This is a genomic window from Pseudomonas syringae pv. tomato str. DC3000 (assembly GCF_000007805.1).
In the GTDB taxonomy this organism is placed as follows: domain Bacteria; phylum Pseudomonadota; class Gammaproteobacteria; order Pseudomonadales; family Pseudomonadaceae; genus Aquipseudomonas; species Aquipseudomonas avellanae.
The window spans coordinates 1,977,080-1,998,262 of the sequence record NC_004578.1 but is presented as its reverse complement, the minus strand read 5'-3'; the positions used below and the strand labels follow the sequence as shown (position 1 = coordinate 1,998,262).

The following is a 21,183-nucleotide window of genomic DNA, read 5'->3' as shown; positions in this document are numbered from 1 at the left end:
TTGGGTTTCCACAGAACGGTCAATCACTGAGCAGACGCCCATGACGCAGCGCGGTACGCCCCGCCACTTTGGCCAGCCAGAAACCGGGTTGAGCGTAGCGAAGCCGCTCGATGGCGAACAACACCCCGGCAGTATTCGCGCAAATGGTGCTGACCTGATCGGACAGCGGGTCGATGACCTCGAACAGCGGATCGCCGACTTCGACCCTGTCGCCTGCGGCGCGCAGGAATGTCACCACGCCAGGATGCGGCGCATAGAGCAATTCAGTGCCTTCGAACGGCATGCCTTCGCAGGCTTCGTGCGCAGGCTGCGGCCAGTCGCCACTGATCAGACCCTGCTCGGCCAGAAACGCCAGAATGCCCTCGGCGTGCGCTTCAGCCTGGGGCTTGCCAGTGTCGGCCTGACCACCCAGTTCGATAGTGGTCGACAGGCAGGCCAATGGAATCTGTGCCTGCGGGAAGGCCCGTGACAGACGCAACCACGGCAGCGAGCAGGCTTCATCGAACGAGCTGCCGCCGGAATCCTCGGCCAGCAGTGCCACCTGAACATTCAGGTGCGCCGACAGCGAACGCCACTGCGGCCAGTGTTGCGGCAAGGCATACATGTGCAGCGCGGCGTCGGCATCGCAATGCAGGTCAAGCACCACATCGGCGATGCAGGCGTGCCTGAGCAAAATGCGCTGCATGCCCTGCAACTCGGATTGCGCTGCGGGCAGACTTTCCAGCGCAGTGGTCATCGCCTGACGAATCAAATGGATATTGGCACGCGGGTCATCGCCCAGCTGACCTTCAAGCAATTGGGCGACCGGCTCGCTCAGCTCGGTGAAGTCGCGATTGAAGTTCTTGCCGCTGCCGAACTCGAAGCGCCCCTGGTGCGCGCCTTGCAGCAACTGCCCCAGGCCCAGCGGGTTGGCGACCGGCACCAGTTCGATGACGCCCTTCAGCGCGCCCTGCTGTTCCAGCTGGGTCAGGCGTTTTTTCAGCTCCCAGGCGGTGCGCATGCCAGGCAGCTCGTCAGCGTGCAGACTGGCCTGAATGTAGGCTTTGCGCTCACCGGTGCCGAAGCGAAAGACACTGAGCGTGCGTTCGGTGCCGAGGGTGCTCCACGGCAATACATGATCGATTCTTTGCATTTCAGACCTTCCGTGGGGCGAGATAGCCCAGCCAGCGGCGTTCGGCGATCTTGAACAGCCGCACCAGAATGAATGTCAGGCATAGATAGAAAACGCCTGCGGTGACGTAGGCCTCGAAAGGCAGGTAGAACTGCGCATTGACCGTGCGCGCCGCACCGGTGATGTCGATCAGGGTGACGATAGAGGCCAGACTGGTGGTCTGCAGCATCATGATCACCTCGTTGCTGTACTGCGGCAGCGCCCGACGCAGGGCCGACGGCAGCAGAATGCGCCGATACATTTTCACCTTCGACATGCCCATGGCCCGCGCCGCCTCGATTTCGCCGGCCGGCGTGGCCTTGAGGCTGCCGGCAATGATCTCGGCCGTGTAGGCGCTGGTATTGATAGCGAAGGCCAGGCAGGCGCAGAAGGTTGCGCTGGACAGCCACGGCCACAAAAAGCTCTCGCGCACCGCCGCAAACTGAGCCAGGCCGTAGTAGATCAGAAACAACTGCACCAGCATCGGTGTGCCGCGAATCACGTAGGTGTACAGCCAGGCCGGCACGTTCACCCACGGTTTTTTCGAGACCCGCATCAGGCCCAGCGGCAGCGCCGCGAGCAGTCCGAAAGCGAGGGAAATCGCCAGCAATTTGAGGGTGGTCAGCAGACCGCCAAAGTACAGCGGCAGGCTGTCCCAGATCACGTTGTAGTCAAAGATCATAGGTCAGCCGCCCTGACGCCTACCGAGTAGCGTTTTTCCAGATAACGCAAAGCGAGCAGCGAAACACTGGTGATCACCAGGTACATCGCCGCAACCGCCAGGAAGAAGGTAAAGGGTTCGCGGGTGGCATCGGCCGCCTGCTTGGCCTTGAACATCATGTCTTGCAGGCCGACCACGGAAATCAGCGCGGTGGCCTTGGTCAGTACCAGCCAGTTGTTGGTGAAACCGGGTATCGCCAGACGAATCATCTGCGGCACCAGAATGCGGAAGAACACCTTGCCGCTGCTCAGGCCATACGCCATGCCCGCCTCGGCCTGCCCTTTGGGGATGGCCATGAACGCGCCACGAAAGGTTTCCGAGAGGTAGGCCCCGAAGATGAAGCCCAGCGTGCAGATGCCTGCCAGCAATGGATCAAGGTCGATGTAGTCATCGAAACCCAAGAGCGGTGCCACGCGGTTGAGCAGGTCCTGACCTCCGTAGAAAATCAGCAGGATCAGCACCAGATCGGGAATGCCGCGCACCACGGTGCTGTACAGATCGCCCAGCCAGGCAATCCAGCGCACCGGCGACAGACGCAGCGCCACGCCGATCAGACCGAGAACGATCGCCAGAGCCATCGACGACAGGGCCAGCTGCAACGTCAGCCAGGCACCTTCGAGGATGACAGCCCCGTAACCTTTCAACATGATGTGCGGTCCTCAAGCGTGGAATAAAAATGGCGCAACCCAGGCAATTCTGTTTGCGCCATTGATCAGAATCGGTACGAAGACTTACTTGCCGTAGATATCGAAGTCGAAATACTTGTCCTGAATGGCCTTGTACTTGCCGTTGGCGCGGATCGCGGCAATGGCAGCATTGAGGCGATCGAGGTTGGCCTTGTCACCCTTGCGCACGGCGATGCCGATGCCGTCGCCGAAGTAATCCGGGTCAGTGAACGCCGGGCCCACAAAGGCAAAGCCCTTGCCGGAGTCGGTTTTCAGGAAGCCATCCTGCAGCAGCGTGGCGTCAGCGATGGTGCCGTCCAGACGACCCGCACCGATGTCCAGGTAGATTTCGTTCTGCGAACCGTACGGGGTCACTTCAACGCCTTTAGGGGCGAGGACTTCACGGGCGAAACGCTCGTGGATCGAACCGCGCTGTACGCCGATCTTCTTGCCCTTGAGCTCGGCAAGGCTGTCGCTGACGGTCACGCCGTCCTTCATCACCAGGCGCGCCGGGGAATTATAATACTTGCCGGTGAAATCCACGGACTTCTTGCGGTCGTCGGTGATCGACATCGACGACAGGATCGCGTCGATCTTGCGTACTTTGAGCGCCGGGATCAGGCCGTCGAACTCTTGCTCGACCCACGTGCACTTGGCTTTCATTTCTTCACACAGTGCATTGCCGATGTCGTAGTCGAAACCGACGATGCTGCCGTCCGGTGCCTTGGACGCGAACGGAGGATACGCCGCTTCGATACCGATTTTCAGTGGTTTTTCGTCAGCGAATGTCGGCTGGGCAAGCACGGACAACGCCAGCGCGCCAATAAGCATGAGCTTTTTCATTTTCAGAACTCCATCGGTAAAGCACGACAAGTGGCAGAGTGAGCAGGTGCCCACTGTGCGAAAGGACAATCTCGGGGGAGAGCGACGCCTGATGCGTGACACCGGATTGGCGGGTCATCGGCCTTCGGCGAATGAGGGGCATTTTAACGACAGGCTCGAAGTCGATATTTCTTCAATGCGACAACTAGTTACAGAAGCGCCTGAAAAGCCACTCTACGCTATTGACGGAGCATATTTCTACTGATCCATCAGATCAGGCCTAACCTGTGACTACAGCAAAAAGCGCGCCCATTATTGGCAAAGCCTTCTAATCCGGCAAGCCCAGCGTTACACATGACGGGTGAAACGCACTGACGCGTCGCGCCTTCCTACAAAAAAACCCGCAACGTCCCACAACGAAGCACGGCCCTGCAACAACGTGTAAACCCGTAACAACCCGATATATATCCCGTTTCATCACCAGCCATCAGCACCGAAAACAAAAACGCCCCGCCCGGCTTGCACCGGACGGGGCGCCTTCACTCATCGATCGGTCAGGCCGCGCTCATGCTCTTGTGCGTTTCGATCAGGTGCTGCACCACGCCTGGATCGGCCAGGGTGGAGATATCGCCCAGCGCGTCGTACTCAGCGGTGGCGATCTTGCGCAGGATGCGGCGCATGATCTTGCCCGAACGGGTTTTCGGCAGGCCGGGTGCCCACTGGATGAAGTCCGGCGAGGCAATCGGGCCGATTTCCTTGCGCACCCAGTTGCGCAGTTCGGTGCGCAGCGCATCGCTCGGCTCTTCGCCAGCATTGAGGGTAACGTAGACGTAAATGCCCTGCCCTTTCAGATCGTGCGGCACGCCGACCACGGCGGCTTCCGCGACTTTAGGGTGCGCAACCATCGCGCTCTCGATTTCAGCCGTGCCCATCCGGTGGCCGGATACGTTGAGCACATCGTCCACGCGCCCGGTGATCCAGTAGTAGCCGTCTTCATCGCGACGGGCACCGTCACCGGTGAAATACATGCCCCGGAAGGTCTTGAAATAGGTGTCGACAAAACGGTCATGGTCGCCGTACAGGGTGCGCGACTGACCCGGCCAGGAATCGAGAATCACCAGATTGCCCTCGGCCGCGCCCTCGATGAGGTTACCCAGATTGTCCACCAGTGCCGGAATCACGCCGAAGAACGGCCGTGTGGCCGAGCCCGGTTTCAGCGCTGTTGCACCTGGCAGCGGGCTGATCAGGATGCCGCCGGTTTCGGTCTGCCACCAGGTGTCGACAATCGGGCAGTTCTGCTTGCCGACGGTGTTGTAGTACCAGCCCCAGGCTTCCGGATTGATCGGCTCGCCCACCGAACCCAACAGGCGCAGGCTGGAACCGTCCGCGCCTTCGACGGACTTGGTGCCTTCAGCCATCATGGCGCGAATCGCGGTGGGCGCGGTGTAGAGGATGTTGACCTTGTGCTTGTCGATGATCTTCGACACGCGAGTGATGTCCGGGTAGTTCGGCACACCTTCAAACAGCAGCGTGGTCGCGCCATTGGCCAGCGGGCCATAGACGATGTAACTGTGCCCGGTGACCCAGCCAACATCGGCCGTGCACCAGTAGATTTCGCCCGGCTTGTAGTCGAACACGCGCTCGTGGGTGAGCGCGGCGTAGAGCAGGTAGCCCGCCGTGGTGTGCAGCACGCCTTTGGGTTTGCCGGTCGAGCCCGAGGTGTAAAGGATAAACAGCGATTCTTCCGCGCCCATCTCTTTGGGTGCGCAGGTGCTGGACGCCACTTCAAGCAGCGCGTGATACCAGATGTCGCGGTGACGGTTCCACTCGATCTCGCCACCGGTGCGCTTGCAGACGATCACCTTCTGCACGCTGCTGGTTTCCGGGTTGGTCAGGGCGCGGTCGACGTTGGCCTTGAGCGCGGTTTTTTTACCGCCACGCAGGCCTTCGTCGGCCGTGATCACCACCTTGGAGCTGCAATCGATGATGCGCCCCGCCAGTGCTTCCGGCGAGAAACCGCCGAACACCACCGAGTGAATCGCACCGATCCGGGCGCACGCCAGCATGGCGACCACAGCCTCGGGGATCATTGGCATATAGATGGTGACAACGTCGCCGCGGTGCACGTCCTGGCCGCGCAGGGCGTTGGCGAATTTGCAGACCTCTTCGTGCAGCTCGCGGTAGGTGATTTCGCGGTGCTCGGAAGGGTCGTCGCCTTCCCAGATGATGGCGATGGTGTCGCCGCGCTCGGCCAGGTGACGGTCCAGGCAGTTGTAGGCAACGTTCAACGTGCCATCGGCAAACCATTTGATGTCGACGCGATGGTCGTCGAACGAGGTCTGCTTGACCACGCTAAACGGCTTGATCCAGTCGAGGCGCTGCGCCTGCTCACGCCAGAAACCATCCGGGTTGACCACCGACTGCTGGTACATGGCCTTGTAGGTCGCCTCATCCGTCAGCGTAGTCGCTGCGACTTCTGGGCGGACGGGGTACAGGGAAGCTGCACTCATCTTGGTTACCTCGGTGGATAGTTGTTGTTTTATGCACCCGTTGTATCCCGCCCTACCCAGGGGAGCCATTCGACATTGGTATTACCGGGCGGGGCCGGAGCTTCAAGCTAGCCAGCTGCAAGCTTGCGGCTTGCAGCTAATAACCTGGAGCTGCCCTCAGGATTATTACCGTTTTGATGAAAGCGCTTATCCAAAGTCTTTATATATGTCGCATCACGACGCGCCTAGAATCCATTTGGCCAACAAGGCAAACATCCGCTGCCCCCACGCAGCTCGCTTCAACTATCAGACAGCGCTTGCACATAACGTCGAAAAACGTGATGCGGCCGCTCTCACGCTCAAAAAGGTAAAACACAATGAAAGCTTTATTAGTGGCATTGGCACTTTGCGGTGTCAGCAGCCTGGCCATGGCCGAAGAATCGCAAACCAAAGTGGCTGCTCAACAAGCGCGTGTCGAGCAGTACACCTACGGCACTCACCTGGACATCGCCCGGGTCATTTCCATCAGCCAGATCCCCAGCGTCTGCGAAGTGGTGCCGGCACGCATGGTCTACGAAGACTCGCAGGGCGCGCGGCACACCATGAGTTATCAGGTGATGGGCAACGGCTGCAGCAACGGTTGATTGTCCGTGCCGCTGTCACGCAGGTACGACGCCTCGCAGCTTCAACGGCGAGGCGCTTGCCGTGCGTTGATTGCCGGGTGTTGGACTGACCATTTGTTAATCCGTTTTTGCCTCCTTGCTTATTTGATAGTCGCGTAACTTGTTGGCAATGGTTGTATGCGATACACCCAGGCGTTTACCTAACTGACGACTGCTGGGGTAATGCGCATATAACTGCTCCAGAACCGACCGTTCAAAACGGCCGACAATCGCGTCCAGCCCACCCTCCAGCGACACCTCGCTCAGGCCCTGGCGCACGCCGTAATCGGGCAATCGAATATGCTCGGCCTGCACCTTGCCGCCGTCACACAGCGAAACGGCCTGAAACAATACGTTTTCCAGTTGCCGGACATTGCCGGGCCAATGGTACTGGGTCAGACGCTTTAGCGCGGCAGGCGTCATACGTGGCAACGAGCAGCCAATCTGACGGCTGGCATGATCGACAAAGTGCTCCACCAGCGGTTCAAGGCCGTCCAGACAATCGCGCAGCGGCGGGATGTGCAGTGACAGCACATTGAGGCGATGGTAGAGGTCCTGACGGAACTCGCCTCTGGCGCACAGCTGCGAGAGGTCAACCTGCGTCGAACACATCACCCGCACGTCGAGAAACATGTCTTCGTCACTGCCGACCCGGCGAAAGCTGCCGTCCTGAATGAAGCGCAGCAGCTTGGCCTGCATGCGCGCACTCAGCTCACCTACGCCATCCAGAAACAACGTGCCGCCCGCCGTCAACTCCACCAGCCCCAGCCGACCTTCAACCCGCGCACCCTCGAACGCGCCGGGCTCGTAGCCGAACAGTTCGATTTCGGCCATGGACTCCGAGAGCCCGGCACAATTGAGGGCCATCAAGGGTGACTGGCCGCGCGGGCTGGCGAGGTGGCAGGCGCGGGCCAGCAGCTCCTTGCCGGTGCCGGTTTCGCCTTCGATCAGCAACGGCGCGTCCAGCGGTGCCATGCGCCGTGCTTCGCGGACCACCGCAGCCATGACCTTCGAGCTCTGAAAGATACTGTCGAAACCGCGCAATTCCTGCTTGCGCACATGATAGATACGCTCGCCGACCCGGTCCGCGCGGTGCAGGGTCAGCACGGCGCCGGCCATGGCCTCGCTGTCGTCGTGTTCGGACTGCAGCGGCGCGATGTCGGCTAGAAACACGTCACCGCGCACCTTGACCCGCAGGCCGTTGATGCGCGACTGACTGGAACGCACCAGCGCGGGCAGATCGAAGTCCTCGGCATACCGCGACAACGCAATCCCCGGCACTTCATCGACCCGCACCCCCAGCAACTGCGCAGCGGCGCGGTTGGCGGCAACGATGGCGCCGGCCATGTCGATGGACAACACCGGAAAATCCAGCGCGCCGAGCAAGGCATTGAGTTCCATGTGCCGCCGCTCGCTGGGCATCAACCCGACGCGCTTGACGCCGAACACGCCGGTGATCGCCTCGAATTTCGGACGCAACGCCTGAAACTGCAGGTTGATCAGGTTCGGGCAAAACAGATAGATCGCGTCACCGTGCTCGCCGCCCACTTCACCGCGAGCCACGTTGACGCCATAGGCGACCAGCAGATCGAGGATGTCACGAAGAATGCCGATGCGGTTCTGGCAGTGGACCTTGATGCGCATGAGTGGTCTGTTCCTGTGAACGTCATTGGTTTTTAAGCGGCAAGTTTTTTTGAACATGACAAACTTTGCCGTCAACAATACGTTACACAACGGCATTGCGCGAGTTAGCCCGGCGCTTGATTCGAGGCCGAAATAAAGCATTCGTAAAGTTTTCGTTACGAAATGGCGAGCTAGCGACGGATGCCTGCAGTTCTCGCCCACTGACTGCCCCGCAAAACCGGGTTATTGCTGTCGTCAGGCGCTATAAAAACAACAGTCTTTCGAGGAGATCAGCATGGCCCAGACGCACTACGTGGCACGCGAACCGGACGCTTCGGGCTTCATTGACTATCCGGCGGTCGAGCATGCGGTATGGAGCACGCTGATCACTCGGCAGATGAAGATCATCGAAGGCCGCGCCTGCCAGGAATATCTGGACGGCATCGAGCAGTTGGCCCTGCCCCACGATCGCATTCCGCAGTTGGGCGACATCAACAAGGTGCTCGGTGCGACCACCGGCTGGCAGGTTGAAAGGGTGCCAGCGCTGATCCCCTTTCAGACATTTTTCGAGCTGCTGGCCAGCAAGCGTTTTCCGGTGGCGACGTTTATTCGCACCGAGCAAGAACTGGATTACCTGCAGGAGCCGGACATTTTTCACGAGATATTCGGTCACTGCCCGCTGCTGACCAACCCTTGGTTCGCCGAATTTACCCACACTTACGGCAAACTTGGCCTCAGCGCGAACAAGGAACAACGGGTTTACCTCGCCCGGCTGTACTGGATGACCATTGAATTCGGCCTGGTCGACACACCACACGGGCGGAGAATCTACGGCGGTGGCATTCTTTCTTCGCCCAGGGAGGCGGTATACAGCCTGTCGTCGGCCCCCGAACATCAGCCGTTCGACCCGCTTGAAGCAATGCGTACGCCGTACCGCATCGACATTCTGCAGCCACTGTATTTTGTCCTGCCTGACCTCAAGCGTCTGTTCGATCTGGCCGGCGAGGACATCATGGCGATGGTCGAACACGGTATGCAGATGGGCTTGCACGCGCCCAAGTTTCCCCCTAAAACCAAAAGCCACGCGGCCTGACTGCGGCCAGGCATCTGAAAAGGACACCCTGTTTATGAGCACATTGAATCAAGCCCACTGCGAAGCCTGCAGCGCCGGCGCCCCGCAAGTCAGTGAAGCCGAACTGCCGGAACTGCTCAGGCAGATCCCGGACTGGAACATCGAAGTACGCGACAGCGTGATGCAGCTGGAAAAAGTGTTTCTGTTCAAGAATTTCAAATTCGCCCTGGCGTTCACCAATGCGGTGGGCGAAATTGCCGAGGCCGAAGGCCATCATCCTGGCCTGCTGACCGAGTGGGGCAAAGTAACCGTTACCTGGTGGAGCCACTCGATCAAAGGGCTGCACCGCAACGATTTCATCATGGCGGCGCGCACCGATGAAGTAGCGGCAAAGGCCGAAGGTCGCAAATAAAAAACCGGGGAAACGGGCCGCGTTTGCGGGGCGTCGCAATGAACAATAACGCGGTCCGCTGCCTCGCAAGGCGAGGTCCAAAGACAGTAAAAAGCCGATTTTGTTTCGCAGAATGACCATTGAGGGTAAAAAAATATCCTGATTGTCATTTTCAGTGGGGTATCCTGCGCAGGCTTTTTAAAAAGCACGGTTCTATCTGCAACCCCTTGCGAGGAGCGACGACGATGCATGAAATCCCTAACTTCCCACCAGGCCAACAGGAACCACAGCAGTCGACTCTGGCTCAACAAGAGTTGGGGCAACCTGTCGCAATGAAAGCAGCACCCTCGGCTCAAGACAGCCAGAAAGCCGGAAGCAAAGACTGAAGGCGATTGTTTTCAGGCGTATCGAAAAACGGTCTTGCCGATTTTCAATACGCCTGGAAAACCAGCAACAGGCAGACACAGACGTTATGAGTGACTTCAGCGAAACCCAGGCCAATGCCCTGATCGGCACTGCCGAAAAAATGATCGAAATCTGGTCACGTCTCACCCCGGAAAAACAGAGCGCCCTGCTCGCCCGCTTCGGCACCCAGGAAAACGCACTGGCCGCCCTTGTGACAACCCAGCTTGTAGCCCCAGCGAACAAATAGCCCTTCTTTCGCCGTTTATTTCAATCTGTTGCACCTGCATCGCCAGATGCGTCGGTATGATGAGCACTTCGAGAGCTTGCTAAGGGTTTTCCCTGCCCGCTCGAAAGCCACGCCTGCACAGAACGAAAGCCTGCCCCATGCCCCAGACACAGCACACCACGCCGCAACCGCCGATGACTGTCACCCTGACCGTCGTTTCCATCGTCATGTTCACGTTCATCGGCTACCTGAATATCGGTATTCCGCTCGCCGTCCTGCCCGGTTATGTCCACAGCGACCTGGGCTTCGGCGCGGTGATCGCAGGCCTGGTGATAAGCGTGCAGTATCTGGCGACGCTGATCAGCCGGCCGTGGGCGAGCCGCATCATCGACAATCTGGGCAGCAAGAAAGCCGTACAGATCGGCCTGACCGGCTGCGGGCTGAGCGGTGTGTTCATGCTGGTGCCGGTCTGGCTGGACGCCTGGCCAATGGCGAGCCTGGTAATTCTGCTGATTGGCCGGGTGATCCTCGGCAGCGCGGAAAGCCTGGTAGGCTCCGGCTCGATTGGCTGGGGTATCGGCCGGGTCGGCGCGCAGAACACTGCCAAGGTGATTTCCTGGAACGGCATCGCCAGCTATGGCGCACTGGCCATCGGCGCACCACTGGGCGTGGGGATGGTCGACTCACTCGGATTGTGGACAGTGGGCGTGAGCATCATGCTGCTGTGCGCGCTGGGCCTGTACCTGACCTGGCACAAGGAAGCCGCGCCGATTGTGCACGGTGAACGACTGCCGTTCATGCATGTGCTGGGGCGGGTGTTTCCGCACGGCATGGGCCTGGCGCTGGGCGGTATTGGTTTCGGCACCATCGCAACCTTCATTACCCTGTATTACGCGAGCAATCACTGGCCGAACGCAGCGCTGTGCCTGACCCTGTTTGGTGGCAGTTTTATCGCTGCACGCCTGTTGTTCGGCAACCTGATCAACCGCCTGGGCGGCTTTCGGGTGGCGATTGTCTGCCTGTCGGTAGAGACGCTGGGGCTACTATTGCTGTGGATGGCGCCGACGCCCGGCCTGGCGCTGGCCGGTGCAGCCTTGACTGGCTTCGGCTTCTCGCTGGTGTTCCCGGCGCTGGGTGTCGAAGCGGTGAATCTGGTCCCGGCCTCCAGTCGCGGGGCGGCGGTGGGCGCTTATTCACTGTTCATCGACCTGTCATTGGGCATCACCGGCCCACTGGCAGGCGCGATTGCCGCCGGCTTTGGCTTTGTCTCGATCTTTCTGTTCGCGGCGCTGGCGTCACTTACCGGGCTGGGGCTGAGCGTTTATCTGTACAAGCAGGCACAGGCGTTGCGCCAGTGATGATCGGTTCTGGTCATCGTTTCCGCACTTGAGCGTGGTAACGCTCTACGTCGCAAAGAGGACGCGGAGCGTTCAGAAAGGCACGCGACGCGGAGCGCCGCACGATAGTTGCGATTATCGTTCCCGCGCTCCAGCGTGGTAATGCAGTTCGCGACGCTCTGCGTCGCAAAGAGGACGCGGAGCGTCCAGAAAGGCATGCGACGCGGAGCGCCGCACGATAGTTGCGATTATCGTTCCCGCGCTCCAGCGTGGTAATGCCGTTCTGGACGCTCTGCGTCCGATCTTGAAGGGCCAGTCGTACTCAAAAATCCACTTTCCCGCGCCCGGCCTTGATCGAGCCGCGTTTGCTCTTGGACTCCAGCCTTCGGGTCTTGGACCCCAAAGTCGGTCGTGTGGGGCGGCGTTTCTTTTCGACTTTGGCGGCATTGACGATCAGCTCGCTCAGGCGCAGTAACGCATCGGCGCGGTTCTGCTCCTGGGTGCGGTACTGCTGGGCCTTCAGCACGATCACGCCATCGCTGGTAATCCGGCTGTCGTTCAGCGCCAGCAACCGCTCTTTATAGAACGGCGGCAACGACGAGGCGTTGATGTCGAACCGCAAGTGCATGGCGCTGGAGACCTTGTTGACGTTCTGCCCACCCGCACCCTGTGCGCGAATGGCAGTCAACTCGATCTCGGCGTCCGGCAAATGGACATTGTTGGAAATCACCAGCATCGGGGCATCTTCTTTTCTGCAACAGGCACAGTTATTTGCCAGTCTCGGCATTCACGACAACGCTACGCCTGTTTTTGGCTCGGTAACACACCCACATCACCGCCAGCCAGACCGGTATCGCGTAAACCGAGATCTGGATACCGGGGATCATCAGCATGATGCCGAGAATGAACACCACAAACGCCAGGCAAACGTAGTTGCCATACGGATACCACAGCGCCTTGAACAGCGGCACCTGCCCGGTGCGATTCATGTGCTGGCGGAATTTCAGGTGCGAGTAGCTGATCATTGCCCAGTTGATGACCAGCGTGGCCACCACCAGTGACATCAGCAACTCCAGCGCCTGTTGCGGCACGAAGTAGTTGAGCAGCACGGCCACCAGCGTCACGGCGGCGGACGCGAAAATCGCCTTGACCGGCACGCCACGTTTATCGACCTGCGCCAGCAGCTTGGGCGCATCGCCCTGCTCGGCCATGCCCACCAGCATGCGGCTGTTGCAATAGGTGCCGCTGTTGTAGACCGACAGCGCTGCGGTCAGTACCACGAAATTGAGGATATGCGCCGCCGCATCGCTGCCGAGCATCGAGAATACCTGCACAAACGGGCTGCCGCTGTAGGAATCACCCGAGGCATTGAGGCTGGCCAGCAGGCTGTCCCACGGCGTCAGCGACAACAGCACTACCAGCGCGCCGATGTAGAAAATCAGGATGCGGTAGATGACCTGATTGATCGCCTTGGGGATCACAGTCTTCGGCTGTTCGGCCTCGGCAGCGGTAAAACCGAGCATTTCCAGGCCGCCGAACGAGAACATGATGATCGCCAACGCCATCACCAAACCGCTGACGCCATTGGGGAAGAATCCGCCATGCTCCCAGAGGTTGCTGACCGACGCCTGCGGGCCACCGCTGCCGCTGACCAGCATGTAGCTGCCCAGCGCGATCATGCCGATGATCGCCACCACCTTGATGATCGCGAACCAGAACTCGGTCTCGCCGAACACCTTGACGTTGGTCAGGTTGATGGCGTTGATCAACACGAAGAACACCGCTGCCGACACCCAACTCGGGATGTGCGGCAACCAGTAGTGAATGTATTTGCCGACCGCGGTCAGCTCCGACATACCCACCAGGATGTACAGCAGCCAGCAGTTCCAGCCCGACAGAAACCCGGCGAAACCGCCCCAGTAGTTGTGCGCAAAATGGCTGAACGACCCGGCCACCGGCTCTTCGACAATCATCTCGCCGAGCTGGCGCATGATCATGAAGGCGATGAAGCCACAGATCGCATAACCGAGAATCATCGAAGGCCCGGCTGATTTCAGCACGCCCGCCGACCCGAGAAACAAGCCCGTGCCGATTGCGCCGCCCAGAGCGATCAGCTGGATATGCCGATTCTTCAGACCGCGTTTCAATTCGCCCGAGGGTGCAGTTGTTTCACTCATTCGATAGCCACCTGATTGTTCTTGTTCTGTGACAGAAAAGGACCTGACGCGCTCGTGACGCGGCAGAATTGCAGCACTCCGAGCGAGTGGCCCTGAGTGTTGAACAGCAGTGATTCACAGAAAAAAGCGCAGCATTGTACACCTGCATGCAGGTCGAGACTCAAAACAGGGAAATGGATGCCAAAGGGCTGTGTGACAACGTTTTTCACACGGCCAGAAACAACAACGCCAGCCTCATGGACTGGCGTTGCTGCTTATTCACACCACGTCATCACTCAGGCTTGCGACGACCGAAGCCAGGGCGCTGGCCCGAGCCTGCCGGTGGACCGCGACGCTTGCCTGACGGCGCATCATCGTTCACCAGCTTGATGCCGACACGCTTGGGCCCAGGCTTGGCCGGACGCTTGTTCATGTCGCTCGGACGCTCGGCGACCGGTGTGCCACGGCTGTTGTCAGCCGGACGCGGTGCACGCGAACCGGGCTTGCCCGAGTCCTTGCGCACAGGACGCTGAGTAGAGTCGCCGCCACGCGGACGATCACGCTCGCTGCCGGTGATCTGCGGCTGACGCGGCGTACGATCGCCGGTCGCCGGAGCGCCAGCCGCAGGACGCAGCGTACGAACTACGCGCTCGCCTTTGCCCAGCGGGCGCGAGGATTGACGTTGCAGACGCTCCATCTTGTCCTTGGTCTTGGCGTTCATCTGCGGCTGAGCCACAGGTTGCAGACCGACTTCGGCAGACAGAATGTCGACTTCGTACTGGCTCATTTCGCGCCAGCGGCCCATCGGCAGGTCGGAGTTGAGGAACACCGGCCCGTAACGCACACGCTTCAGACGGCTGACCACCAGCCCCTGGGATTCCCACAGGCGACGTACTTCGCGGTTACGGCCTTCCATCACCACGCAGTGGTACCAGTGGTTGAAGCCTTCGCCGCCCGGCGCCTGCTTGATGTCGGTAAAACGGGCAGGCCCGTCTTCGAGGATCACGCCGTTCTTGAGGCGCAGCAGCATGTCGTCATCGACTTCGCCACGCACACGAACCGCGTATTCACGGTCCATTTCGAACGAGGGGTGCATCAGGCGGTTGGCGAGTTCACCGTCGGTGGTGAACATCAGCAGCCCGGTGGTGTTGATGTCGAGACGACCGATGTTGATCCAGCGACCTTCTTTAGGACGCGGCAGACGATCGAACACGGTCGGACGGCCTTCCGGGTCGTCACGGGTGCAGATTTCGCCATCGGGCTTGTTGTACATGATGACGCGACGGACTGTTTCAGCCGCTTCTTCGCGCTTGATGACGCGACCATCGACACTGATGGCGTCATGCAGGTCAACGCGCTGACCGAGGGTCGCGTCCTTGCCATTGACCTTGATACGGCCCTGGGTAATCCAGGCCTCTACGTCACGGCGTGAACCCACGCCAATGCGCGCCAGAACCTTCTGCAGCTTTTCGCCTGCGGGTCCGATTTCCTGGCTGTCCTGCTTGTCTTTTTCACTCATCTGGGCACCTCCCGGTGTGTCGAATCAGGGCTGACCGAGAACCGGTGAGACCTGTGCCCGGCGCGCTGTGGATAGCGGCAAGGCGAAATACTTGATAGCCCGGGCGACCACTGATCGCCGAGGGTCGGCCATCATACGCCTCTGCGCTGATTTACGCATCCAGCGTCAGAGACAAATGCCGGCGTCACTTCTTCTTTTTGCGACCGGCGGTCTTGAGCTTCGCCAGCCGCTTGGCGGACTCGTCAAGCACCGTGCGTTTGTCGTCCTTGTCGAGCTTCTTCCAGGCCTTGATTTCACGCTTGCTGCGACCGCAACCCAGGCAAATGTCATCATCGAATTTGCACAGGCTGATGCAGGGGTTCTTGGTCGAACTCATGGGCAGCGGATCTCTTGGCGGGTGGTAACAGATGTGACCGTGGCGTGGCGGATGAATTCGACCGAAGTGCGCTGGGCATTGTGCACGATAGTTCTGATTATCGTTCCGCACGCTCTGGCATGGGAAAGCGTCCAGAAAAGCGCTACCACGCGGAGCGTGGGAGCAATAATCATCAGGCCCCGGAGCCTTTTTCCTCATCGCCTTCCTCAGGCTCAGGCTCCGCGCGCAGCAGGTCGTCGAAGTCGGTCTTGAGGCCTTGTTCCATCGAGTCCAGTTCGACCAACAAGGTGCGGAAGCTGGTTTCGTCGCGAGGGGCTTCGGGTTCTGCGTCCGGGTCGAGGCTGGCGTCGGCCAGGGCTTGCAGGTGCGCAGGCACCGGGGCGTCTTCGAAATCCAGGACGGGCTCGGTTTCCATCTCGCGCAGGTCAGCCAGCGGCGGCAGTTCGTCGAGGCTTTTGAGGTTGAAGTGGTCCAGAAAACCCTTGGTGGTGGCAAACATCGCCGGTTTGCCAGGCACGTCGCGGTAACCCACCACGCGGATCCACTCGCGCTCCAGCAAGGTCTTGACGATGTGGCTGTTCACCGCAACGCCGCGCACGTCTTCGATTTCGCCACGGGTGATCGGCTGGCGATAAGCAATCAAGGCCAGGGTTTCCAGCATGGCGCGGGAGTAACGCTGCGGCCGCTCTTCCCACAGCCGTCCGACCCAGGGTGAAAACCGGTCACGAATCTGCAGGCGATAACCCGAAGCGACTTCCTTGAGTTCAAACGCACGCCCCTCGCAGGATTTGCGCAGCACTTCCAGCGCCTTCTTGAACACCGGTGGCTCGGGACGCTCGCCTTCTTCAAACAGCTCGTAAAGCCGCTCCAGAGTCTGCGGTTTTCCGGAGGCCAGCAGAAACGCTTCAAGCAACGGGGCCAGTTCGCGGGGTTCGTTGAGGTTCATGGGTGTGTTCTTGCTCTACTCGGCTCGCGCCCGGACATGGATCGCCGCAAAGGGCTCGTTTTGGACCAGCTCGACAAGGGATTCCTTGACCAGCTCAAGCACAGCCATAAATGTCACGACCACACCCAGACGCCCTTCTTCTGCGGTAAACAGCTCGGCAAACGGCACGAAACCGCCGCCCTTGAGACGTTCCAGGACGTCGCTCATGCGCTCGCGCGTCGACAGCGCCTCGCGGCTGACCTGATGGCTTTCGAACATGTCGCCGCGGTGCAGCACTTCGGCCATGGACATCAGCACCTCTTCAAGGCTGACGTCCGGCAACAGCTTGCGCGCACGAGCTTCAGGGGCGTCGAGTTTCGGCACGATGACGTCGCGGCCGACCCGTTTCAGGCCGTCGATCCCTTCGGCGGCGGCCTTGAAACGCTCGTATTCCTGCAGGCGGCGAATCAGTTCGGCACGTGGGTCGCCCTCCTCCTCTTCGATTTCCGCCGAGCGCGGCAGAAGCATGCGCGACTTGATCTCGGCCAGCATCGCGGCCATCACCAGGTATTCAGCCGCTAGCTCCAGGCGCACGGTTTTCATCAACTCGACGTAGCCCATGTACTGCTTGGTGATTTCGGCCACCGGGATGTCGAGGATGTCGATGTTCTGTTTGCGAATCAGGTACAGCAGCAGGTCGAGCGGTCCCTCAAACGCTTCGAGAAAAACCTCGAGCGCATCCGGCGGAATGTACAGATCCAGCGGCATCTGCGTGACCGCACGCCCGTAGACCAGCGCGAACGGCAGTTCCTGCTGGGCATCGGCCTGGCTGTCTGCGGCCTCGACGACAGTCATTAAGCGCGGTCACCGAACGGGGTTGGGTCACCACAACCGACACGAACGATCTGCGGCTCGCCCTCGGACAGGTTGATCACGGTGGACGCCGAAATACCGCCGATCCCGCCATCGATGATCAGGTCCACGTGATGCTCGAGAATCTGGCGCATTTCGTAGGGATCGCTGAGCGGCACGGTGTCACCCGGCATGATCAGGCTGACGCTCATCAGCGGCTCGCCCAGTTGCTCCAGCAACGCCTGGGCGATGGGGTGGCTCGGCACACGCAGGCCGATGGTGCGGCGCTTGGGGTGCAAAATCAGGCGCGGCACTTCTCGGGTGGCGTTGAGAATAAAGGTGTAAGGCCCTGGCGTGTGCGCCTTGAGCGCGCGGAACGCGCCGGTGTCGACCTTGGCAAACAGCCCCAGTTGCGACAGGTCGCAGCACATCAGGGTGAAGTTGTGTTTGTCGTCCAGCTGGCGCAGGCGGCGGATACGCTCGATGGCGCTCTTGTCGCCGATCTGGCAACCCAGCGCGTAGGAGGAATCTGTCGGGTAGACCACCAGCCCGCCGGCTTTTATGATTTCCGCGGCCTGTTTGATCAGGCGCGGCTGCGGGTTTTCCGGATGGACCTGGAAAAATTGACTCACGGTAACTTCCTGTTCAGACGGCGGCAGTAGGCTGTTCATGTTTGAATCTGCACCATAAAGGCGGTAGATCCTCAGGCACCGGACGGTAAGTGCCGATCTCGCCCCAGTTGCCGGGACCGTGGAAGTCGCTGCCGGCCGAAACCAACAGACCGAACTCGCGGGCAAGGATGGCCAGGGTGCCGACCTGATCGGCAGGTTGCATGCCATTGACCACTTCGATGGCGTGGCCACCGGCCTGGACGAAATCGCCGACCAGTTTACGCCGTTTACTGCGGGTAAAGTCATAATGCGAAGGATGCGCGAGGCTGACCCATGCGCCCGAGGCACGCAACGTGGCCACGGTGTCTTCCAGCGTCGGCCAGTGCTGTTTGACGTCGCCCAGCTTGCCCGCCCCCAGCCATTTGCGAAACGCTTCGGCGCGATCCTTGACGAAACCGGCGCGCACCATGAAGTCGGCGAAGTGCGGACGCGCCGGCGCATTGCCGCTGTCACCCAGCGCCTGCTGGATGGCCCGGGCACCTTCCAGCGCGCCAGGCATACCTTTGATCGCCAATTTACGGCTGATTTCTTCAGCGCGCAGCCAGCGTCCTTCATGCAGACGGGCGATGGCTTCGGTCAATGCCGGGGCCTGGGTGTCGAACCCGTAGCCCAGTACATGAATGGTCGCGCCACCCCAGGTGCAGGACAGCTCAACCCCGTTAACCAGCTGCATGCCAAGTGAATGCGCCGCTGTACGGGCCTCTTCAAGCCCTTCGAGGGTGTCGTGGTCGGTCAGCGAAAGGACGCGCACGCCGTATTCATGAGCACGGGCAACCAGCGCCGTGGGCGAGAGTGCCCCGTCGGAGGCGGTGCTGTGGCAATGCAGGTCAACATTCATAGTGGTGCTTTCGTGTTCATTGATGTTTGTTATTATGCCGCCACATCCTGCTTCTGGCTGCCATTGTGAAACAATTCATCGACTTCATCCCGCTGCTCCTGTTTTTCATCGTCTACAAAACCGAGCCGCGTGCCGTGGATATCCTCGGCAACAGTTACACGTTCGGTGGCATATTCAGCGCAACGGCCATGCTCATCATCAGTTCGGTGGTGGTCTACGGCATTCTTTACATAAAACAGCGCAAGCTGGAAAAGAGCCAATGGCTGACGCTGGTCGCCTGCCTGGTGTTCGGCAGCCTGACGCTGGCTTTTCACAGCGAAACCTTTCTGAAGTGGAAGGCCCCGGTGGTCAACTGGCTGTTTGCCGTGGCCTTTGCCGGCAGTCACTTCATCGGCGACCGCCCGCTTATCCAGCGCATCATGGGCCATGCCCTGACCTTGCCGGCGGCCATCTGGACCCGGCTGAATATCGCCTGGATCATCTTCTTCCTGTTCTGCGGCGCGGCCAACCTGTACGTGGCGTTCACTTATCAGGAATTCTGGGTCGACTTCAAAGTGTTCGGCAGTCTGGGCATGACCCTGATTTTCCTGGTCGGCCAGGGGATCTACCTGTCGCGCCACCTGCACGACACCACACCCAACACGCCCAAATCCGAGGACTGACATGCTCTACGCAATCATCGCCACTGACGTCGAAAACTCGCTGGAAAAGCGCTTGAGTGTACGCCCTGCACACCTTGAACGCCTGAACACGCTCAAGGATGCCGGCCGCTTGGTACTGGCCGGCCCACACCCGGCGGTCGAGAGCAACGATCCGGGCGCTGCCGGTTTCAGCGGCAGCCTGGTTGTCGCCGAGTTCGAATCCTTGAGCGCAGCGAAAACCTGGGCCGAAGCCGACCCGTACGTCTCAGCTGGCGTCTACGCCAACGTCGTGGTCAAGCCGTTCAAGCAAGTCCTGCCCTGATCCCCCCACCGCTCTGTTTGCATTGAAGCAGAGCGGTGTCGCTTGCGCCGCCCTTGCTCATATTTCCCGACGCCCTGCCGATAACCTGCTCAATGTGCGAATTTATACGGTTCGGTAAAAGGGAATTCAGATGCGTTCAGGTACGTGGTGTCTGTGGGCGGTGTTGATGGCGACGGGTGTGCCGGCAAACGCCGAGACGGTTAATGAAACCGGTGCAGTTCAGCCTTTGCACCTGCCTACCCCCGCCAACCAGATTGCCGACCTGCAGTTGCGCCTCAAAGACAGCGAGCGTCAGCGCGACGAGCTGACACAACAGTTGCAGAACGCCAACCCGGAGCGCGACACCGCGCTGTTGACGCGCTTGCGCCAAGAGAACCAAAAGCTCAAGTTGCAGCTCAAAGAAGCATTGTCGGCCGCACCTGCGCGCGTGCTGACCGAGCAACAACAATGGTTCGTCGCGGGCGGTGGCGTTGCGATGTTCGCCCTTCTCTGCGGTATATTGATCAGCGGTTGGCGTAGGCAACGTCGGCAGTGGCTAAATTGAGTGAGTCATGAGCGAGCTGTTACTAATTGATGATGATCAGGAGCTGTGCGAACTGCTGTGCAGTTGGCTGAGCCAGGAAGGTTTTCAGGTGCGCGCCTGCCACGACGGGACCAGCGCACGTCAGGCTCTGGCCGAGGCCGCTCCGGCTGCTGTGGTGCTGGATGTGATGCTGCCTGACGGTAGCGGCCTGGAACTGCTCAAGCAATTGCGCGCCGACCATCCCGACCTGCCCGTGGTCATGCTTTCGGCACGCGGCGAGCCGCTGGACCGCATTCTGGGCCTTGAACTGGGCGCTGACGATTACCTGGCAAAACCCTGCGACCCCCGCGAACTCACCGCCCGGCTGCGCGCCGTGTTGCGCCGCAGCCACCCGGTCGCGTCGTCCACGCAACTCGAGCTGGGCGACCTGACGTTCAGCCCGATGCGCGGCGTGGTGAGTGTCGACGAGAAAGAACTGACCCTGACGGTGTCCGAGAGCCGTTTGCTCGAAGCGCTGATGCGCCAGCCCGGCGAACCGCTGGACAAGCAGGAACTGGCGCAGCTGGCACTGGGCCGCAAGCTGACCTTGTACGATCGCAGCCTGGACATGCACGTCAGCAACCTGCGCAAAAAAATCGGCCCGCACCCCGACGGCCGCCCGCGCATCGTCGCCCTGCGCAGCCGCGGGTATTATTATGCTCTTTGAGCAGCGGCAAGCTTCAAGTGGCAAGCTGCAAGTAAAAGCAAAGCGCTTCTGGCTTGTAGCTTGCAGCTGACAACTTGTACCTACCCCCTTA

General features: G+C 60.2%; 23 protein-coding genes. 9 read left to right on the top strand and 14 right to left on the bottom strand.

What is annotated here, in order from left to right:
• Nucleotides 1-19: 19 nt before the first annotated feature.
• The 5 genes from PSPTO_RS09530 to acs form a co-directional block, all read right to left on the bottom strand.
• Entirely contained in the window at nucleotides 20-1,132 is a 1,113-nt protein-coding gene (locus tag PSPTO_RS09530; protein WP_005767739.1) for a succinylglutamate desuccinylase/aspartoacylase family protein, read from the bottom strand.
• Nucleotide 1,133: 1 nt separating this feature from the next.
• On the bottom strand, nucleotides 1,134-1,832 hold the full coding sequence (locus tag PSPTO_RS09525) for an ABC transporter permease (RefSeq protein WP_011103715.1): 699 nt from the start codon (nucleotides 1,830-1,832) through the stop codon (nucleotides 1,134-1,136).
• Nucleotides 1,829-2,518, bottom strand: a complete 690-nt coding sequence (locus PSPTO_RS09520; RefSeq protein ID WP_005740602.1) for an ABC transporter permease — start codon at nucleotides 2,516-2,518, stop codon at nucleotides 1,829-1,831. The genes PSPTO_RS09525 and PSPTO_RS09520 overlap by 4 nt, the downstream gene beginning before the upstream one ends.
• An 84-nt stretch (nucleotides 2,519-2,602) precedes the next feature.
• Complete coding sequence (locus PSPTO_RS09515) at nucleotides 2,603-3,379, bottom strand: ABC transporter substrate-binding protein (RefSeq protein ID WP_005767735.1); 777 nt, start codon at nucleotides 3,377-3,379, stop codon at nucleotides 2,603-2,605.
• Between the two features lie 533 nt (nucleotides 3,380-3,912).
• Nucleotides 3,913-5,868, bottom strand: coding sequence for an acetate--CoA ligase (acs, locus tag PSPTO_RS09510; RefSeq protein ID WP_007245081.1), 1,956 nt, complete (start codon nucleotides 5,866-5,868; stop codon nucleotides 3,913-3,915).
• 356 nt (nucleotides 5,869-6,224) lie between these two features.
• Here acs and PSPTO_RS09505 point away from each other — a divergent pair, with 356 nt between their 5' ends.
• Nucleotides 6,225-6,491: a DUF2790 domain-containing protein gene (locus tag PSPTO_RS09505; RefSeq protein WP_005740605.1), complete on the top strand. Its 267-nt coding sequence runs from the start codon at nucleotides 6,225-6,227 to the stop codon at nucleotides 6,489-6,491.
• 96 nt (nucleotides 6,492-6,587) lie between these two features.
• On the opposite strand, the gene PSPTO_RS09500 is transcribed toward PSPTO_RS09505, so the two are convergent.
• The gene (locus tag PSPTO_RS09500) at nucleotides 6,588-8,153 is read right to left on the bottom strand and encodes a sigma-54-dependent phenylalanine hydroxylase transcriptional regulator PhhR (protein ID WP_005767731.1); all 1,566 of its coding nucleotides are present in this window, start codon (nucleotides 8,151-8,153) and stop codon (nucleotides 6,588-6,590) included.
• Between the two features lie 274 nt (nucleotides 8,154-8,427).
• Here PSPTO_RS09500 and phhA point away from each other — a divergent pair, with 274 nt between their 5' ends.
• From phhA to PSPTO_RS09480, 4 genes are all read left to right on the top strand, one after another.
• Nucleotides 8,428-9,225 (top strand): phenylalanine 4-monooxygenase, encoded by a 798-nt coding sequence (phhA, locus tag PSPTO_RS09495; RefSeq protein WP_005767729.1) that lies wholly within the window; start codon nucleotides 8,428-8,430, stop codon nucleotides 9,223-9,225.
• Nucleotides 9,226-9,259: 34 nt separating this feature from the next.
• Nucleotides 9,260-9,616, top strand: a complete 357-nt coding sequence (locus PSPTO_RS09490) for a 4a-hydroxytetrahydrobiopterin dehydratase (protein ID WP_005616592.1) — start codon at nucleotides 9,260-9,262, stop codon at nucleotides 9,614-9,616.
• A gap of 451 nt (nucleotides 9,617-10,067) precedes the next feature.
• Nucleotides 10,068-10,247, top strand: a complete 180-nt coding sequence (locus tag PSPTO_RS09485; RefSeq protein ID WP_005767727.1) for a hypothetical protein — start codon at nucleotides 10,068-10,070, stop codon at nucleotides 10,245-10,247.
• Between the two features lie 137 nt (nucleotides 10,248-10,384).
• Nucleotides 10,385-11,584, top strand: a complete 1,200-nt coding sequence (locus tag PSPTO_RS09480; protein WP_005767725.1) for an MFS transporter — start codon at nucleotides 10,385-10,387, stop codon at nucleotides 11,582-11,584.
• Between the two features lie 301 nt (nucleotides 11,585-11,885).
• Here the strand turns inward: PSPTO_RS09480 and arfB are convergent, their stop codons facing one another.
• The 8 genes from arfB to PSPTO_RS09440 all read right to left on the bottom strand — a co-directional run bounded on the left by arfB (nucleotide 11,886) and on the right by PSPTO_RS09440 (nucleotide 18,900).
• Entirely contained in the window at nucleotides 11,886-12,299 is a 414-nt protein-coding gene (gene arfB / locus PSPTO_RS09475; protein ID WP_005767723.1) for an alternative ribosome rescue aminoacyl-tRNA hydrolase ArfB, read from the bottom strand.
• 31 nt (nucleotides 12,300-12,330) lie between these two features.
• A complete protein-coding gene (locus tag PSPTO_RS09470; RefSeq protein ID WP_005767720.1) occupies nucleotides 12,331-13,740 on the bottom strand; it encodes an amino acid permease in 1,410 nt (469 codons plus the stop codon).
• Nucleotides 13,741-14,011: 271 nt separating this feature from the next.
• A complete protein-coding gene (gene rluB / locus PSPTO_RS09465) occupies nucleotides 14,012-15,238 on the bottom strand; it encodes a 23S rRNA pseudouridine(2605) synthase RluB (protein WP_005767718.1) in 1,227 nt (408 codons plus the stop codon).
• Nucleotides 15,239-15,422: 184 nt separating this feature from the next.
• On the bottom strand, nucleotides 15,423-15,614 hold the full coding sequence (locus tag PSPTO_RS09460; RefSeq protein ID WP_005767716.1) for a DUF1289 domain-containing protein: 192 nt from the start codon (nucleotides 15,612-15,614) through the stop codon (nucleotides 15,423-15,425).
• A 172-nt stretch (nucleotides 15,615-15,786) separates the two neighbouring features.
• Entirely contained in the window at nucleotides 15,787-16,560 is a 774-nt protein-coding gene (gene scpB, locus PSPTO_RS09455) for an SMC-Scp complex subunit ScpB (RefSeq protein WP_005767714.1), read from the bottom strand.
• 15 nt (nucleotides 16,561-16,575) lie between these two features.
• Entirely contained in the window at nucleotides 16,576-17,394 is an 819-nt protein-coding gene (locus tag PSPTO_RS09450; protein ID WP_004396554.1) for a segregation and condensation protein A, read from the bottom strand.
• Entirely contained in the window at nucleotides 17,394-18,023 is a 630-nt protein-coding gene (locus PSPTO_RS09445; protein WP_004396553.1) for an L-threonylcarbamoyladenylate synthase, read from the bottom strand. Before PSPTO_RS09445 ends, PSPTO_RS09450 begins: the two co-directional genes overlap by 1 nt.
• A 13-nt stretch (nucleotides 18,024-18,036) precedes the next feature.
• The gene (locus PSPTO_RS09440; RefSeq protein WP_005767709.1) at nucleotides 18,037-18,900 is read right to left on the bottom strand and encodes a PHP domain-containing protein; all 864 of its coding nucleotides are present in this window, start codon (nucleotides 18,898-18,900) and stop codon (nucleotides 18,037-18,039) included.
• Between the two features lie 65 nt (nucleotides 18,901-18,965).
• Here PSPTO_RS09440 and PSPTO_RS09435 point away from each other — a divergent pair, with 65 nt between their 5' ends.
• The 4 genes from PSPTO_RS09435 to PSPTO_RS09420 all read left to right on the top strand — a co-directional run bounded on the left by PSPTO_RS09435 (nucleotide 18,966) and on the right by PSPTO_RS09420 (nucleotide 21,092).
• Nucleotides 18,966-19,562, top strand: coding sequence for a septation protein A (locus tag PSPTO_RS09435; protein ID WP_004396551.1), 597 nt, complete (start codon nucleotides 18,966-18,968; stop codon nucleotides 19,560-19,562).
• 1 nt (nucleotide 19,563) lies between these two features.
• Nucleotides 19,564-19,863 carry a YciI family protein gene (locus PSPTO_RS09430; RefSeq protein ID WP_005767703.1) on the top strand — a complete coding sequence of 100 codons (300 nt, stop codon included), beginning with the start codon at nucleotides 19,564-19,566 and terminating at the stop codon, nucleotides 19,861-19,863.
• A gap of 130 nt (nucleotides 19,864-19,993) precedes the next feature.
• Nucleotides 19,994-20,407: a translation initiation factor 2 gene (locus PSPTO_RS09425; RefSeq protein ID WP_005767701.1), complete on the top strand. Its 414-nt coding sequence runs from the start codon at nucleotides 19,994-19,996 to the stop codon at nucleotides 20,405-20,407.
• Nucleotides 20,408-20,414: 7 nt separating this feature from the next.
• Nucleotides 20,415-21,092 (top strand): response regulator transcription factor, encoded by a 678-nt coding sequence (locus PSPTO_RS09420; RefSeq protein ID WP_004396544.1) that lies wholly within the window; start codon nucleotides 20,415-20,417, stop codon nucleotides 21,090-21,092.
• Nucleotides 21,093-21,183 lie beyond the last annotated feature (91 nt).